The organism is Collinsella sp. AM17-1 (genome assembly GCF_003470665.1).
Taxonomy (GTDB): Bacteria; Actinomycetota; Coriobacteriia; order Coriobacteriales; family Coriobacteriaceae; genus Collinsella.
Genome location: NZ_QRJZ01000011.1, coordinates 21,495 through 37,578, shown reverse-complemented (window position 1 = coordinate 37,578; position 16,084 = coordinate 21,495). Strand labels below are relative to the sequence as shown.

Below are 16,084 nucleotides of genomic sequence, written 5' to 3'. Positions count from 1 at the left end.
TAGTTCCATAGCGCTTGATAACTGTTATGGGGCGTGTGGGCTGTAGAGCTGCACACCCCGTTTCTTTAAGAGGGGTATCCCATGAACAAAGATGAGCTGCTGGCAAAGTTCCAGCGCCTGGGCAAAGTCCTCATGACACCTGTCTTGATCCTGCCAATCGCCGGCATCCTTCAGGGCTTTGGCAATGCCTTTACCAGCCCCACCCTTACGGCAGCTGTTCCCTGGCTTGCTGCTCCGGGCTTTGCGATCTTCTTTTCGATTCTCAAGGCCGCAGCCGGCATCGTTATGAACAACATCCCGGTTATCTTCTCGATTTGTCTCGCCTATGGCTTCGCCAAGTCCGAGAAGGCTACCGCGGCGCTTTGTGGCTTTTTGGGCTACATGTGCATGAATTCCGTGATGGGCACGTTCCTTACGGCGACTGGCGTTATCGATCCCGCGAATCTTACGACGGGCCAGAGCACGATCCTCGGCATCACCACGCTCGACACTGGTGTTATCGGCGGTCTTCTGGTGGGTGCAATCGTCGCATGGTTGCATAACCGTTACTACAAGATTGAGCTGCCTGCCGTGTTCTCCATCTTCAACGGTACGCGCTTTATCCCGGCGGTGACGCTGCTCTCATGCAGCATCCTCGCATTGGTCATGTCCTTTGTTTTCCCGTTTATTCAGAACGCTCTCGGCGCGCTGTCCGAGTTCATCAAGACTACGGGTGCCTTTGGTGCATTTGTCTACGGCGCCGGCGAGCGCATGCTCCTGCCTTTTGGCCTGCATCACTTTGTCTATTTGCCGTTCTTCTTCACGTCGCTTGGTGGCGTCGAGACCATCGACGGCCAGACTGTTCAGGGCGCTATCAATATCTACAACGCGATCCTGGGCTCTCCCAGCACGCCGTTTAACATCGAGGTCAGCCGTTTTGTCATGAACGGCAAGGTTATCTTCGCCATGTTCGGCCTGCCCGGCGCTGCACTCGCCTTCTACAAGACGGCGCTTCCCAAGAACAAGAAGAAGACCGCAGCGCTCATGATTGCCATTGTGGTGCCTTGCATCCTCTCCGGCATTACCGAGCCGCTCGAGTACTCCTTCCTGTTTATCGCGCCCATCCTCTACGTGTTCCACGCTCTCATGGCTGGTCTTGCTTATGCGCTGACCTATATCCTGCAGTTCAACGTGGCCGGTTCCGCATCCTTTGGCGGCCCGCTCTTGTCGTTGATCTTTAACGGCATTATGGGTGCAGCCAAGGGCTCCAACTGGCAGGTTATCCTGTTCCTCGGCCCCATCTACTTCGTGGTGTACTACTTCGTCTTCAAGTTCATCATCCTTAAGAAGGACCTTAAGACCCCTGGCCGCGAGGAAGAGTCCGACGATGAGGCCGCAAAGGCTCCCAAGACCGTGATTAGCGACCTCATTCCCGCCATCGTTGAGGCAGTGGGCGGCGACAACAATATTAAGTCTGTCGAGGCCTGCTTCACCCGTTTGCGCATCCAGCTCAATGACTGTGACAAGGTGGTTGATGACGCCGAGTTTACCGAAAAGCTCGAAGCGCGTGGCATCGTGCATGTCAACGGCGGCGTGCAGATTGTCTACGGCAACATGGCATCTAACTACGCGACTCAGATGCGCGAGCTGCTGGGCATGGAGTAAACGACTCACATATCTATAAAATCCGGGATAAAAGGCGGCGGCAGACAATGCGTCTGCCGCCGCCTTTGAGTTGCTCCACGCGCATTTCGTGTATTTGAAATACACGAAATCGTAGAAAAGCGTGTATCTGAAATACACGAAATTGCACTGCCGGAGCTTGCAGGCGGATAAACACTACTAGTATGGGACGGTTTTCACTGGTTGCTCGCCACCTTGGGCTGTGTTCGTCCCTATGCCTGCATCCGGGGCTGTGCTGATTGACGACGGCGCTCCCAACGGGCGAGCTTAATCGTCACCAGCGTAAGCGCCCAGGCCACAAGCGAGAACGCGGCGCCCACGGCGCCCACGTGTGCAATGCCAATGCTGCTCACCACGGCTCCGCCTACCGCGGTGCCAAACGAAATGCCGACGTTAAACGCCATGGGCTCAACCGAACTTGCGAGTACCATCGACTTGGGGTGGCGGCTGCGTGCCACGTCCATAAAGTGCGTGATGCACGACACCGAGAACAGGTACATGAGCAACGCCAAGCTAAAGACAAAGACCAGCGCGAGCGGCATGGTGCCGCCCACGGCAAACAGCCCGAGTAACGCCGCAGCCTGCAGTACAAACGTCACAAGCAGTGCCTTCATGCCAAAGCGCGCATCGATCCATCCGCCCAAGATGTTCGAGATCAGGCAGAACACGCCGTAGGCCATAAGCGTGGTGCTGGCTTCGACCGTGCCCATGCCCAGCACCTGCTCCAGATAGGGCGTCACGTAGCCGTAGAACACATAGACCGAGCCTACGCCAAACAAAAAGATGAGCATGCCGGTGATGATGCTCGGCTCGCGCAGAAGCCCCGCCTGCTCACGGAAGGTGGCGGGTTCGTCGGTCTGTCCAGCACGCGGCATAAACATCACGAGCGCTCCGCAGATCAGAACGGCAAAGGCCAGCGTGCCGTACATGGCTACGTGCCAATCGAGTGTGTCGGCCACAAACTTGCCGATCGAAGTGACAAAGACCATCGCCACGGAAAACGCACCATATACCACCGAGATTGCAAGCGAAGTTTGCTGCGGGGACAGCAACTCGGGGATGTACGTCACGCCCACGGCGAGCAGCGCACCTGAGACAGAGCCCAGGACAATGCGCGAGATAAACAGCACCTGGAAGTTGGGCGCCAACGCCATGACCAGGTTGCCGAGCACAAAGACGATGCTGTAGCACATGAGCAACTGGTAACGGCGGAATCGCCCCGTGCTGAGCGCAAGCACCGGCGTGGCGATAGCGTAGACGAGTGCGAACACGCTGATGAGCTGGCCCGCAGTGGCAAGTGATACGCCGAGTTCCGTTGCCAAATCGCTTTCGATGCCGATGACCACGAATTCGGAGCAGCCGAGCGAGAATCCCAACAGCACGAGCAGCGTCAGGCAGAGCTTGGTGCGCGCGGGGGAGAGCGCGGCGGCGGTTGACTTACTTTTAGGCGTGGTTGCGGCGGTCAAGGTTGTCACTCCAATGTCGCATGAATAAGCGGGATTCAATCCCTGCAACTCTAACAGAATGTGTCAGGTGCCTGCCCCCTTTGTCGCAGGCTGCGCTTGCCTGTATAGTCGCAATACAGGCGAAGATGGTCTCAGGTACATCGCGGGCGACAGGAGATCCCATGGGTATGCACACGACAAAGGTTGCAGTGGGCGAGGGCAAGTTTGCGCTCGAGGCCCAGTTGACGGTGACGCCGCGCGGCATGGTGGTGTATGCCTGCTCGCCGGAGTTTGCTCACCTGGGCGCCACGGCGCAGGCCATTCCGCGCCCCGAGCCCGGCCGCACGGCAACGGTGAGTATCCTGGCTGTTCCGTGCCATCGAGACGAGATCCCGGCTCATGATATCGCGGCGGCGCTGGCCACGCGCTTTGACGTGCCGGTGGTTACAAGCACGGGCTTTCATGTTGAGCACGCGAGCGCAGACGATTTGCAGCGCGTGCTCGACACCACCAAGGAACTCATCGCCGCGCTCGAGGCAGCCGCAGCCCGCATCCTGCGCGCCGGCTGGGACGAGGGCGGTGCGGGCGCCGAGGTCGTGGCGGTCGATACCGCGACCGGCGAGGCGCTTGACACCGTCGACCGCATCGAGGCCCATACCGGCGAGGGCATCCTGCATCAGGCATTTCTGACGCTTCTGGTCGAGGGTCAGGGCGAAGACGCACGCCTGCTGCTCTGCCGTCGCAGCCCGCTCAAGCGACTGTGGGGCGGGGTGCTGGCCGATGGCTGTGCCGGCCATCCGCTCCCCGGGGAAGACGTCGCGGCCGCCACGGCGCGTCGCATCAACGAAGAACTTGGCATCACGCGCGACCCCGATCAGCTCAAGCACCTCGGACACGTGGTGTACCGCGAGGACCACGGCGACGGCCGCTGCGAGTGCGAATGGTGCGAGGTGTTCGCAGCCCATGTTGAGCCGGGCGAGCTGCATATCAACCAAGAGGAGATCTCGGAAGCGCGCCCGGTGGCCCCGTCCGAGCTCGACGGCTATCTGCAGGGTCACCCCGAGCAGCTGGCCCCCTGGGTCCGCGAGGCACTCAGCGACCCATCCATCCGTACGGCCCTCGCTATGTAACAAAGGTACAGTTCCTTTGCCATATCCAAACCGTCACAACATTCGATGAAAATCTCGAAAACGAGGAAAAGCGTCGAATGTTGTGACGGTTTTTGTCCAGGGGATCGCTTCTCATCCAAAAATCCCGCTTGACTGTATTGCAACAACACAGCGCAACGTAAGGGGTGTCCGATAACGGGCGCCCCTTTTTTAAGCGGCAACGTGGCCGTAAATCCGGAGCGCCCCCAACAAGAAAGGTGGGGAGATGGAAGCGGAAAAGAAGGCGTTTAAGATTACCAAGCGCGAAATTGGCTTTGTGTTGGGTGTCGTTGTCTTTTTGCTGGTGAAGTTTCTTCCTTTGGCGGAGCTGAGCTCGACGGTCGAGCTTACGGTCGGTGGTCAGACCTGCCTGGCACTGACGCTCGCCACGGTGGTGTTCTGGGCGTGTGGCGTGGCACAGCCGGGCTTTGTGGGCCTGCTCTACTGCGCGCTACTCGTTCTGTTTAAGGTGTGCGTGGACGACACGGGCGCCGCGAGCATCTCGGCGACGGTCGCCTCCACGTTTAGCTCGTGGACTAAGGCCACTATGTGGCTCGTCATCGGCGCCTACCTCATTGCCAGCGCCGTCAAGGAGTCGGGTCTGGGCGAGCGCATCGCCTATGCGTTTATGCTCAAGTTCGTGCGCGACGCCAAGTCGCTCATCATCTCGATCTTCGCGCTCACCTTTGTGCTGTCGCTGCTGATCCCGCATCCGTTCCCCCGCGCCTTCCTCATCCTCGCCGTCGTCTCGGTTATCGCCGAGTCCGCCGGCTACGGTGACGACGACCGCGGCAAGCTCGGCTTCCTCGTGTTTGCCGCAGCCGCCCCGGGCTCCATGTTCTTCCTGACGGGCGACTCCACGCTCAACCCGCTCGTTGCGCAGTACAGCGCCGAGGCCGGCGGCATGAGCCCGTCCTTCGTTGACTGGTTCCTGTACATGAGCGTGCCTATGCTGGTCGCGCTGCTGTGCACCCTGTTCTTGGGTCTCTTCCTCTTTAAGCCCAGCAAGGAACTCGTCTACGATCGCGAGCAGATCGTGGCCAAGCAGGCCGCGCTCGGCAAGCTCTCCGTCAAGGAGATCCGCACCATCGTGTGGCTTGTCATCGCCATCGCACTGTGGCTCACCGTCTCGGGCGATTACATCGGCTGGGTCACCCTGGCCATCGGCGTCTCTCTCGCCATGCCCATCATCGGCGAGGTCCTCACGCCCGCCAGCTGGAACGCCGTCGACATCAAGTCCCTCATGTTCCTGACGGCCGCCATGGCCGTGGGCTCCGTGGGCGGTGCCACCGGTATGAACGCCTGGATCGCCGATGTCGTGCTTCCCAGCTCCGTGCCCGAGAACATCTTCCTGTTCGCCCTGCTTGTCGCCGCGCTTTCCATGATCATCCACATGTTCATGGGCTCGGTCATGGCCGTGCTCGGCGTGTGCGTGCCGGCGTTCATCAGCTTCGCGGCCGGCTCCAGCGTGAGCCCGCTCGCCGTGGCGCTCATCGTCTTCACGTCCATCAATATCCACTACATCCTGCCGTTCCATAACCTGCCGATCCTTATCGGCGAGGGTAAGGACGCCGGCGGCTACACCTCCAAAGAGGCCATGCGCATGGGCATCCCCCTCACTGCGGTCGTCTTTATCGTCGTGTTGGTCGAGGCTGCCTGGTTCCACCTCTTTGGCCTGATGTAAGCGGCTGAGCGCTCTGGCTGTAGGCAGCCGAGTGCTTGAACCGCGAGTTGCCAAGCGCTCCATCTATAAGCGCTGCGGCCCCACTACGTTACCCAGCCCGGCGGCACTCCCGTCGCCGGGCACTCTCCCGAAAGGAGCACGCTATGTCCACTACCGATGCTTCCCAGATCCACGACCTGCGCTCCGCGCTCGACTTTTTGCGCGAGATGCCGGGCCAGCTGCTCGAGACCGACACCCAGGTCGATCCGGACGCCGAGGTTTCGGGCGTCTACCGCCACGTCGGTGCCGGCGGCACCGTCATGCGTCCGACCAAAGAGGGTCCGGCGATGGTCTTCAACAACGTCAAGGGCTTTGACGATGCCAAGGTCTGCATCGGCATGCTTGCCAGCCGCAAGCGCGTTGCCGCCCTGCTCGACCTGGACGAGGAGCACCTGGGCCTCGAGATCGGCAAGCGCTTCGAGAACCTGATCGCGCCCGAGCAGATCGCCGAGGGTGCGCACGTCGACTGCCAGGAGGTCGTGTACAAGGCGACCGACGATGGCTTTGACCTGCGCAAGATCGTTCCCGCTCCCACCAACACGCCCGTCGACGGCGGCCCCTACATCACCATGGGTCTCGCCTATGGCACGAGCCCCGACGGCTCCCAGTCCGACGTGACCATCCACCGCTTTTCCTGCGTCGACAAGGACAAGCTCGCCATGTGGATCACTCCGGGTAGCCGTCACCTTGGCGCGTTCTTTGACGAGTACTGCCAGCGCGGCGAGGACATGCCCATCTCCATCTCCATCGGCCTGGACCCCGCCGTGTACATGTGCTGCGGTTTTGAGGCTCCCACCACACCGCTCGGCTTCAACGAGCTGCAAATTGCCGGCGCCCTGCGCGGCCACGCTGTCGAGCTTGCCGACTGCGTCACCGTTCCGCAGAAGTGCATTGCCAATGCCGAGTATGTGCTCGAGGGCTACCTCATGCACGACGAGACCATCAACGAGGATGTCAACGGCCACGGCTACGCCATGCCCGAGTTCCCCGGCTACACCGGCGGCGCCAAGGTCTGCCCGGTGATCAAGATCACCGCCGTCACCACGCGCGTCAACCCCATCATGGAGAGCTGCATCGGCCCTTCGCACGAGCACGTGTCCATGGCCGGTATCCCCACCGAGGCTTCCATCTACAAGATGGTCGAGACCGCTATCCCGGACCGCCTGCTCAACGTCCACGCTGCTCCCTGCGGCGGCGGCAAGTTCGTTGCCATCATGCAGTTCAAGAAGTCGAGCAAAAATGACGAGGGCCGTCAGCGCAACGCCGCCATGCTCGCCTTCTCGGCATTCTCCGAGCTCAAGCATGTGATCCTGGTTGACGAAGACGTCGACATCTTCGACATGAGCGACGTGATGTGGGCCATGACCACGCGCTTCCAGGCCGACGTGGACCTCATCACCATCCCCGGTTGCCACTGCCACGTGCTCGACCCGTCCAATGACCCCGCGTTCGATCCTTCGATTCGCGAGCACGGCATCGCCTGCAAGGCCATCTTCGACTGCACGGTCCCGTTCAGCCTCAAGAAGAACTTCATCCGCTCGCAGTTCATGGAGATCGATACAGATAAGTGGGCAGCAGAGCTCGCTTTCTAGTACGTAGCCCTACCAAGTAGTCAAGGAGTTGTCATGCCTGAGTCTTCTGTCCGTCCCCGTCGCATTGTCGTTGGCGTATCTGGTGCCAGCGGCGCTGCGCTGGGCCTCGAGTGTCTCAAATGCCTGCGCCAGGCCGGCGCCGAATCGGCGCTTGTCGTCACGCGCGGGGGAGAGATCACCATCGAGCAGGAGCTCGGCATGACGCTCGACGAGCTTGCCACGCATGCCGATGTGATCTACGACAACAAGAACATCGGCGCCGCCATCGCAAGCGGTACCTATCCGGTCGATGGCATGATCGTGGCGCCCTGCTCCATGAAGACGCTTGCCGGCATCGCGAGTGGTTACAGCGAAAACCTGTTGCTGCGTGCGGCCGACGTGCAGATGAAAGAGCAGCGCCGCCTGGTGCTCATGGTGCGCGAGACGCCCTTCAGCGCCATTCATGTCGACAACATGGCGCGCCTGGCGCGCGTACCGGGCGTCATGCTCATGCCGCCCATGCTCACGTTTTACAACGGCCCCGCCACGCTCGATGACGCGGTGCATCACATCGCCGCCAAGGCGCTCGAGGCCGTCGGCGTGTCATGTGCAAACTATAAGCGCTGGTCATAGGCGTCTTTAGGGTAGGATACGAGTAGTGTTTGAGCCCGCTGCCCCTGTGGGCGGCGGGCTTTGTGCGCAAAAGGGATGTGTCGGGAGGACCTATGCAGACGGGCATGTATGCGATTAGCGAGATGGCGAGCTTGTTTAACGTTTCGCGCCAAACGCTCATCTACTACGACAAGATCGGTCTGTTTAAACCCGCCGTGGTGAACGAAAAGGGCTACCGTTTCTATTCGCCCACGCAGATCCCGCTCATGCGTCTGATCTGCATGCTGCGCGACCTGGGGCTCGAACTCGACGAGATTGACCGCCTGACCTCGACGTTCGACATTGGCGAGATGACCGATCACCTGCGCTCGCGGGTGCAGGCGCTCGATGAGCAGATTGCCGGGCTCAAAGCCGAGCGCGCGAGCGTACAGGAGCGTCTAAGCTTTTACGACGAGGCGGTTTACTGGCGCGAGCGCGAGGGCAAGCCGGAGCTCAAGCAATTCGAGCGTCGCTACGTGGTCTTTGAGGAGTTTCCGGGCGATATCGAGCGCGGCCGCTCGATGCTGCACCCTACGCTCATGCGGGCAATCCTGCGCATGCGTACGTTGACGGGCACGCGCCCCATGCGCGGTTGGGGCGCCATGCTGCGTCGCGAGGCGCTGCATTCCGACGACCCTATCGCCGGCGCGGGCTCCTTTGCCGTGCTGCCGCGCGGTGTCGAGGAACTGCTGCCGAGCGATCCCGCCGAGCTGGCAGAGATCGGCATCGAGGTGCTGCCCGAGGGCACATACCTGTGCATGAGCCGCTGGGGTATGCCGTACGAGCCCGAGGGCATCCGCGCCATCGTTGCCTGCATGGACGAGCACGCGCTCCAGCCCGTTGGCAACGCTTTCGACTTTTGCTACCTCGATACCACGAGCTACGACGAGTCCCACCAAGAGGACTTTTGCTGCATCCAAATCCCCGTTACCCTCCAGATGTGACAAAGGGACAGTCCCTTTGTCACATTCGCGGCATGGCTGCCGCCCAAACCGTCACAACATTCGATGAAAATCTCGAAAACGAGGAAAAGCGTCGAATGTTGTGATGCTTTTCCTGTCTGTGCCGGCGAGCTCCCGTGTCATCTGGGGGTATAAGGCTAGCAAGTGTTTATTTGCGAGGCCAAGGGGGCGCCCCGTATGGATATCGATAACTTTGAATGGTGGTATAGCGAGGGCGAGGCTCCGGACGAGGAGTGGGACGAGCCCGCGCCGTGTGACGTGTCGAGCGACGAGGGCGGGACCGGCAGCGATGCCGCTGTCGAGCCTGAAGCTGCCTCCGATGCCGCCGAGCCCCTGACCTTTGAGCAGGCTTGGGCCCAAGCCGAGGCCGATGAAGCTAAGGCCGATGCCACGGCCACACTCGGTGAGCCGGCGGACATGTCCATCTCGCCGGCCAAGATCCCGCAGCCGCGCCATAACATCGACCCCGGCAGTACGGCATCCTTCAGCATTCTCGACGTGCCCTCGCAGGGTGCCCAAGCACCCGCGCCCACACGTCGCCCCGACCTGGCTCGCGAGGAGGACGCGGGCCGTCGCTCTCCGCTCGGCCCCATCCTCATCGCCTTCATGGCCGGCGTTATCGCATGCTCGGTAATTGGAAACGTCTGGAGCCATGTTGAACAACAACGAAAAGACGCCGCCAAGGTCGAGATGTCCGTCGAACAATCGCTCAGCCGCACGCGCTCGGTGCATGTATCGGTCGAGGTCAAGGACGGCGCGACGTGGGACACCGCGCGCGGCGACAGCCAGATGCTCGTCCATATCGTGGGTCGCACGCTCAAGGGGCAAGCGATCGACGAGTACCAATACGTCAATTCCGAAGGTGACGGCATCGAGCTCAAGCCCGGCGACTACGAGCTCACGGTCGATGAGCCGCCCGTCGCCACCGACGGCACGCGTTACCGTGCCTCAAAGCGCATGGTTCCGGTGAGTTTTAATTCACAGGCGCCCGATACGGTCGATAGCACGCCGCAGGGCGGGTTTGACCTTTACGCTATTGCTCAATAACTGCACCTGTCGCTCAACCCCGCCGCCAAGAGTGGGACAATAGCCCTCGACACCGTTGTTTACTATTGGAGGAAGTAGCATGTCCACCGTCACTACCATCAAGCGCGGCGGCCTCACCGCGGCCATCGATTCCATGGGCGCCCAGCTCACGAGCCTTGCCCTCAACGGCAACGAGTATCTGTGGCAGGGCGACCCGGCCTTTTGGGGCAAGCATGCGCCTATCCTGTTCCCCATCGTGGGATCGCTGCGTAACAACACGGCGACGTCTGCGGCCGGCACCTGCGAGATGCCGCGCCACGGCGTCGCGCGTATCGTGGAGCACAAGCTGGCCGAGGTCTCCGAGGACGGCTCGTCCGTCACCTACGAGATCACCGACACGCCCGAGTCGCTCCAGGCGTTCCCCTTCCACTTTAAGCTCAACATGACCTATGCCCTGACCGGCGACGCCACGCTCACACAGACCTTTGCCGTCACCAACACCGGCGACGTGGACCTGCCGTTCTCGGTGGGCGGCCACCCCGCGTTTAACGTGCCCGCCCCCGGTGCCGAGGACGAGGCATTCGAGGATTACGAGCTGGCGTTTACCGAGGCCTGGACGAACGAGGCCCCCATCATCACGCCCGATGGCCTTATGACGTTCGAGGGCAGCTACAAGGCCCCCGACAACTCGGACGTGCTGCCCATCACGCACCGCAGCTTCGATAACGACGCCATCATGTTCACCGATACCCCGGGCTCCACGCTCACGCTGCGCGGTCGCAAGTCGGGCCACGGCGTCAAGATCGACTTTGAGGGCTTTAAGTACATCGGCGTGTGGTCTGCCGCCAACGACGCTCCGTTTGTGGCGCTCGAGCCCTGGACCGGTCATACCACCATGGACACCGAGGACGACGTTTTTGAGCACAAGGTCAACACGATCACGCTGGCGCCGGGCGAGACGGACGTCCGCAGCTTTAGCGTCACCCTGCTCTAGAGGTTCCGCCGTTCTAACGAACGACGGACCGGTCGACGCTGCGCCCTTAGGTTTCGCCGTTCTGACGAACGGCGGGCCGGTCGACGCTGCGAGCCGCCCAGAGCGACAATTTGCCATTCAAAAGGCACGGCATGACCAGAAGGTCTATGCCTCGCCTTTTTCATGCCAACTTGTTCGCTCTGGACGTCGCTCGCTGGCATTGCCAAAACATCGACGCTCCCAATGACTACCGTGTGTCTATTAATTTTTCGAGCTTGTGCTGCGCTGCTGGTCGCTGGCGTATATCCTGTTAAGTCGTCAGCATACGATTCAACAGGGAAGGCAGATTATGCATTCTCCCCATCAACGCGACGCGCATCCACAGCCGGTGTGCAGTCGTCGCATCTTCTTGGGTAGCGCTCTCGCTGCGAGCGCTTCTGTCGTCGCCGGCGCACTTGCCGGTTGCCAGCGCCCCTCCACGCTGGAAGTAGTTCAGCCCACGACAGGCGGCGGTCGCGACGACCTGTCCGATTCCGTTATCGGCAAGGATAAGATCCGCATTGGCATGGAGGCGGCCTACGCCCCGTACAACTGGCAGGTTTCCGAGGCCAGCGAGTTCACGATCCCCATCGATAACGTGCAGGGCGCTTATGCCGACGGCTACGACGTGCAGATCGCCAAGATCGTCTGCAAGGCCCTTGGCGGTGAGCCCGTTGCCGTCAAGCAGAGCTTCTCGGGCCTCATCGATTCACTTAACAATGGCCAGATCGACCTCATCATTGCCGGCATGAGCGCCACGCCCGAGCGCGAGGAGTCCGTCGGCTTTTCCGATCCGTACTTTATCGGCTACTTTGGCCTATTCGTAAAAGAGGGCTCGCCCTACCAAAACGCCACCAAGCTCAGCGACTTCAGCGGTGCCACGGTGCTCGGCCAAAAGGACACCATGCTCGATACCGTCATCGACGAGATTCCGGGCGTTGTGCACAAGAACCCGGTCGATTCGGTCCCCACGGTGTTCTCGAATCTGCTGCAGGGCACTTGTGACGCTGTGACCTACAACACCGAAAACGAGAAGGGCTATATGGCCCAAAACCCGGGCATCGTGCCCATTCGCTTTGCGGAGGGCGAGGGCTTTAAGCAGGAGGTTACGGCAAACGTCGGCTGCCGCAAGGGCTCGGACAAGCTGCTCAAACTTATCGATAAGACGCTCAAGGGCATCAGCCAGGAGGAGCGCGACCAGATGTGGGACGCGTGCCTCGACCGTCAGCCGGCATAGGGAGGCAGCATGAAAGGCATCAATCGTCTGGCCTCCTTTATCAAGGCCGACCACCGTTATGTGTACCTGGGCACGAGCGTTATCGCGGCGCTCGGCCTGGCGTTTAGCCAACGCAATCCTACGCCGCTGAGCTTCTTGGCGCCTACGGGCGTGTTCCAAGACTGCCTCTGGGCGATTCTTTGGGCCTGGCTCGTCGTGTCGGCGGCGGCGCTGGTCACCAAGCTCATGCACTGGAACGACTATCGCGAAACGTCGCCGTTCGCCTCCGAGCGTTGCCGCCGTGGCGCACGCCTGGGCAGCTACGTCGTGGTCGCCATCGCGGCGATCTTCTTTATCGACCGCTGCGTCATGTCGTTTATCGATCTGGTGCAGGTGAGCATTGTCTCGGACTCCAATCCCAGCGACTTTCTGTCGAGCTTGGTCTACATGACCTACAAGAGCGGCGACTTCTTTATCCGCGGTATCGAGATCACCATCGCGCTTGCCACCTTCGGCACGGTCATCGCCTTCTTCTTGGCGCTGCTCTTTGTGTTCCTGCGCATTCAGACGTTTGACCGCGTGGATAACGATCTGGTGCGCTTCTTTAAGAGCATCGGCCGCGGCTTTGCGACCGTTTACTCCACCATCGTGCGCGGTACGCCCATGATGGTCCAGGGCCTGCTCATCTATTACGCGGGCTTCACCGTTTTGCGTGGCATGGGCTTCGAGACTGCCCAGGCCAACCAGATCTGGAGTACCTTCACCGCGGGTCTCGTGACCATCTCGCTCAACTCCACCGCCTACATGATGGAGGTCCTGCGCGGCGGCATCGAGTCCATCGACCCCGGCCAGGCAGAGGCGGCACGCTCGCTGGGTCTGTCGCAGTGGCAGGCCATGCGCAAAGTTGTGTTTCCCCAGGGCATTAAAAACGCGATTCCGGCGCTCACCAACGAGCTCATCATCAACATCAAGGATTCGTCGGTGCTCTCGGTCATCGGCGTGTTCGACCTCATGTACGCCACCACTACCGTCGCCGGCGTGTACTACCGCCAGATGGAGGTCTACTGCGTGGCGCTCGTGGTCTACCTGATCCTGACACTCGTGGCGAGCCGCCTGCTCGAGGCCTTTGGCAAAAAGCTCGGCGCCGAGGCTCCGGTCACGCTGCCCAGCTCCAACTAGGCTTAGGACGAGGAGAATCATCATGGCAGATACCGCCATTACCGGCGTTGCGGCCGCCGCACAGACCAATGAGCCGCTCATCCGCGTCGAGGGCCTGCGCAAGAGCTTCGGCTCGCTCGAGGTACTCAAGGGCATCGACCTGTCCGTCAATCCCGGCGAGGTCGTCACCATTATCGGCGCCTCGGGCTCGGGCAAGTCGACCTTCCTGCGCTGCCTCAACCTGCTCGAGACCCCGGACGCGGGCCACATCTGGTTCCATGGCCAGGACCTCACGGCCGAGCGCTGCAATATCAATAAACTGCGCGAGGACATCGGCATGGTGTTCCAGGGCTTCAACCTGTTCAACAACATGGACGTGCTCGACAACTGCACGCTCGCGCCCGTCACGCTCAAAAAGATGAGCAAGGTCGAGGCCGAGAAGGTCGCGATGGAGCATCTGACCAGCGTGGGACTCGAAAAGTTCGCGCACGCCGCCGTGGGTCGCCTGTCCGGTGGTCAAAAGCAGCGCGTGGCCATCGCTCGTGCCCTGTGCATGAATCCGCAGATCATGCTGTTTGACGAGCCGACCTCAGCGCTCGACCCCGAGATCGTGGGCGAGGTGCTCGAGGTCATGCGCAAGCTCGCTGCCGACGGCATGACCATGGTCGTCGTCACGCATGAGATGGCCTTTGCCCGAACCGTGTCCGACCGCGTGGTCTTTATGGACAAGGGCGTGGTGCTCGAGGATGCCGCGCCGGCCGAGCTCTTCGGCAACCCCAAACACCAGCGCACTCGTGAGTTCCTCTCTCGCTATCTCGAGGACAAATAACCGACCGCAAACGCTTACGTTGCAGGGCCGCTCCGGTGGGGCGGCCCTCGTCATCACAATCGAAAGGATGTCATGGCCGAGGTTTGGCGCTTCTTTGCGCATGAGGATGATTTTGCCGATATAGACGAGGCCGGCGCGTGCGAGCGCTTGGGCCGCGTGCTGTCGTTTCCGACCATTTCGAGCATGGATGCCGAGGCGGTGGACTGGCAGCCCTTCGACGACCTGCGCGCCTATATGCAGCAGGCCTGGCCGCGCGTGTTTGCGGCGGGCGAGGTCGAGCTTATCGACCACTCGCTGTTGGTGACGCTTGTCGGCTCCGACCCTGCTCTCAAGCCCGTTATGCTCATGGGCCACATGGACGTGGTCCCCGTGGTGCCGGGTACCGAGGCCGACTGGACGCACGCCCCCTTTAGCGGGCACGTGGACGACGCCTACATTTGGGGCCGCGGTGCCATCGACATGAAAGACCAGGTCGCAGGTATTCTCGAGGCGGTTGAGTATGCGCTGGCGCACGGTTGGCAGCACGAGCGCACGCTGCTCCTGGCCTTTGGTCAGGACGAGGAGACGACGCAGTACGGCGCAGGCGCCATCGGCCGCGCGCTCGAGGAGCGCGGCATTGAGCTTGAGTACCTGATCGACGAGGGCGACTACCGCATCGTTCCGGCTGCCGAGTACGGCGCGGGCGAGGGCTGGCTTATGCATGCCGATCTCGCGGAGAAGGGCTACGCCGATATCGTGTTGAGGACGCGGAGCGAGGGCGGACATTCTTCCAACCCCTACGGCGGCACGTCGCTCGAGGTGCTCGGCCGTGCCATCGCCGCAATCTGCGATATCGAATGGCCGACGCGCGTCACGGACCTGCTTGTCGCACAGCTCGTCGAGCTGGGACTCTGCACGGCCGACGAGATTGCCTCCAACAAGGACGCCATCGTGCGCGAGTGCCTTGCCAGCAAGAAGCTCTATCCGCTCGTGACCACCACCTGTGCACCGACCCAAATCGAGGGCGGTAGCACCGGTGCTAACGTGATGCCGCAGGATATGTGGGCCAGTATCAATTTCCGCATGCTCGAGGGCACGAGTGTGGCCGACGTTGTGGCGCGCTGCCGTGAGGCGGTTGCCGGGGCGGACCTTGCCGGTCGTGTCGAAGTGGAGCTGGGCCCCGGCAGCTCCGAGCCCTCGCCGTCCCCGCGCATCGGTGGTCCCGGCCTCGAGGCGGTTCGCTCCATCGCCGCCCGCTATTTCTGCGATCCAAAGGGGACGGAGGAAAACGGATCATCCGAGCCGTTGGCGATTGTCCCCTCGACCGTGATCGGCGCGACCGACGCTGCCAACTACCAGCACATTTGCTCCGAATGCATTCGTTTTTCGGCGTTTGTGGTCGACGATGACGAGTGCGAGCGCGGTGTCCACGGCACCAACGAGCGCATCACCCGCCGCGCCTACCTCCAGGGTGTTCGCTTCCTCATCGCCCTGCTCCATACGCTCTAGAATCCGACAAAGGGACTCTCCCTTTGTCGGATTCCGTGCGGGTTATATGCAGGTTTGCCTGCGCACGCTATCATGTATGGGTTAGACCGCAACTATGTACCCCGTACGCGAAGGGATGCGCATGTATCTGAAGATCGACATGCTCTAGCTGGACTTACCCCCGCAATGGCGCCGTGCGCCCCATCAATTCTGC

Annotated in this window: 13 protein-coding genes; 12 read left to right on the top strand and 1 reads right to left on the bottom strand. The window is 61.3% G+C overall.

Annotated elements, in window-relative coordinates; genetic code table 11:
• Nucleotides 1-81: 81 nt before the first annotated feature.
• Complete coding sequence (locus DW195_RS06495) at nucleotides 82-1,644, top strand: PTS transporter subunit EIIC (RefSeq protein ID WP_117758447.1); 1,563 nt, start codon at nucleotides 82-84, stop codon at nucleotides 1,642-1,644.
• Nucleotides 1,645-1,874: 230 nt separating this feature from the next.
• Here the strand turns inward: DW195_RS06495 and DW195_RS06490 are convergent, their stop codons facing one another.
• Entirely contained in the window at nucleotides 1,875-3,137 is a 1,263-nt protein-coding gene (locus DW195_RS06490; protein ID WP_233540831.1) for an MFS transporter, read from the bottom strand.
• Between the two features lie 152 nt (nucleotides 3,138-3,289).
• Here DW195_RS06490 and DW195_RS06485 point away from each other — a divergent pair, with 152 nt between their 5' ends.
• From DW195_RS06485 to DW195_RS06435, 11 genes are all read left to right on the top strand, one after another.
• On the top strand, nucleotides 3,290-4,237 hold the full coding sequence (locus DW195_RS06485; protein WP_158567911.1) for an isopentenyl-diphosphate delta-isomerase: 948 nt from the start codon (nucleotides 3,290-3,292) through the stop codon (nucleotides 4,235-4,237).
• Nucleotides 4,238-4,481: 244 nt separating this feature from the next.
• Entirely contained in the window at nucleotides 4,482-5,939 is a 1,458-nt protein-coding gene (locus DW195_RS06480) for an SLC13 family permease (RefSeq protein WP_199576329.1), read from the top strand.
• A 143-nt stretch (nucleotides 5,940-6,082) separates the two neighbouring features.
• Nucleotides 6,083-7,570, top strand: a complete 1,488-nt coding sequence (locus DW195_RS06475) for a UbiD family decarboxylase (protein WP_118206214.1) — start codon at nucleotides 6,083-6,085, stop codon at nucleotides 7,568-7,570.
• A 33-nt stretch (nucleotides 7,571-7,603) separates the two neighbouring features.
• Nucleotides 7,604-8,182, top strand: a complete 579-nt coding sequence (locus tag DW195_RS06470; protein ID WP_118206213.1) for a UbiX family flavin prenyltransferase — start codon at nucleotides 7,604-7,606, stop codon at nucleotides 8,180-8,182.
• Nucleotides 8,183-8,274: 92 nt separating this feature from the next.
• Entirely contained in the window at nucleotides 8,275-9,144 is an 870-nt protein-coding gene (locus DW195_RS06465; protein WP_118206212.1) for a MerR family transcriptional regulator, read from the top strand.
• A 195-nt stretch (nucleotides 9,145-9,339) separates the two neighbouring features.
• Nucleotides 9,340-10,209, top strand: a complete 870-nt coding sequence (locus tag DW195_RS06460) for a hypothetical protein (RefSeq protein WP_118206211.1) — start codon at nucleotides 9,340-9,342, stop codon at nucleotides 10,207-10,209.
• Between the two features lie 79 nt (nucleotides 10,210-10,288).
• Nucleotides 10,289-11,182, top strand: coding sequence for an aldose 1-epimerase family protein (locus DW195_RS06455; RefSeq protein WP_118206210.1), 894 nt, complete (start codon nucleotides 10,289-10,291; stop codon nucleotides 11,180-11,182).
• Nucleotides 11,183-11,510: 328 nt separating this feature from the next.
• Complete coding sequence (locus tag DW195_RS06450) at nucleotides 11,511-12,437, top strand: transporter substrate-binding domain-containing protein (RefSeq protein ID WP_118206209.1); 927 nt, start codon at nucleotides 11,511-11,513, stop codon at nucleotides 12,435-12,437.
• A 9-nt stretch (nucleotides 12,438-12,446) separates the two neighbouring features.
• Nucleotides 12,447-13,595 (top strand): amino acid ABC transporter permease, encoded by a 1,149-nt coding sequence (locus DW195_RS06445; protein ID WP_199576328.1) that lies wholly within the window; start codon nucleotides 12,447-12,449, stop codon nucleotides 13,593-13,595.
• Between the two features lie 22 nt (nucleotides 13,596-13,617).
• Nucleotides 13,618-14,403, top strand: coding sequence for an amino acid ABC transporter ATP-binding protein (locus DW195_RS06440; RefSeq protein WP_118206208.1), 786 nt, complete (start codon nucleotides 13,618-13,620; stop codon nucleotides 14,401-14,403).
• A gap of 72 nt (nucleotides 14,404-14,475) precedes the next feature.
• Complete coding sequence (locus DW195_RS06435) at nucleotides 14,476-15,891, top strand: M20/M25/M40 family metallo-hydrolase (protein ID WP_118206207.1); 1,416 nt, start codon at nucleotides 14,476-14,478, stop codon at nucleotides 15,889-15,891.
• Nucleotides 15,892-16,084 lie beyond the last annotated feature (193 nt).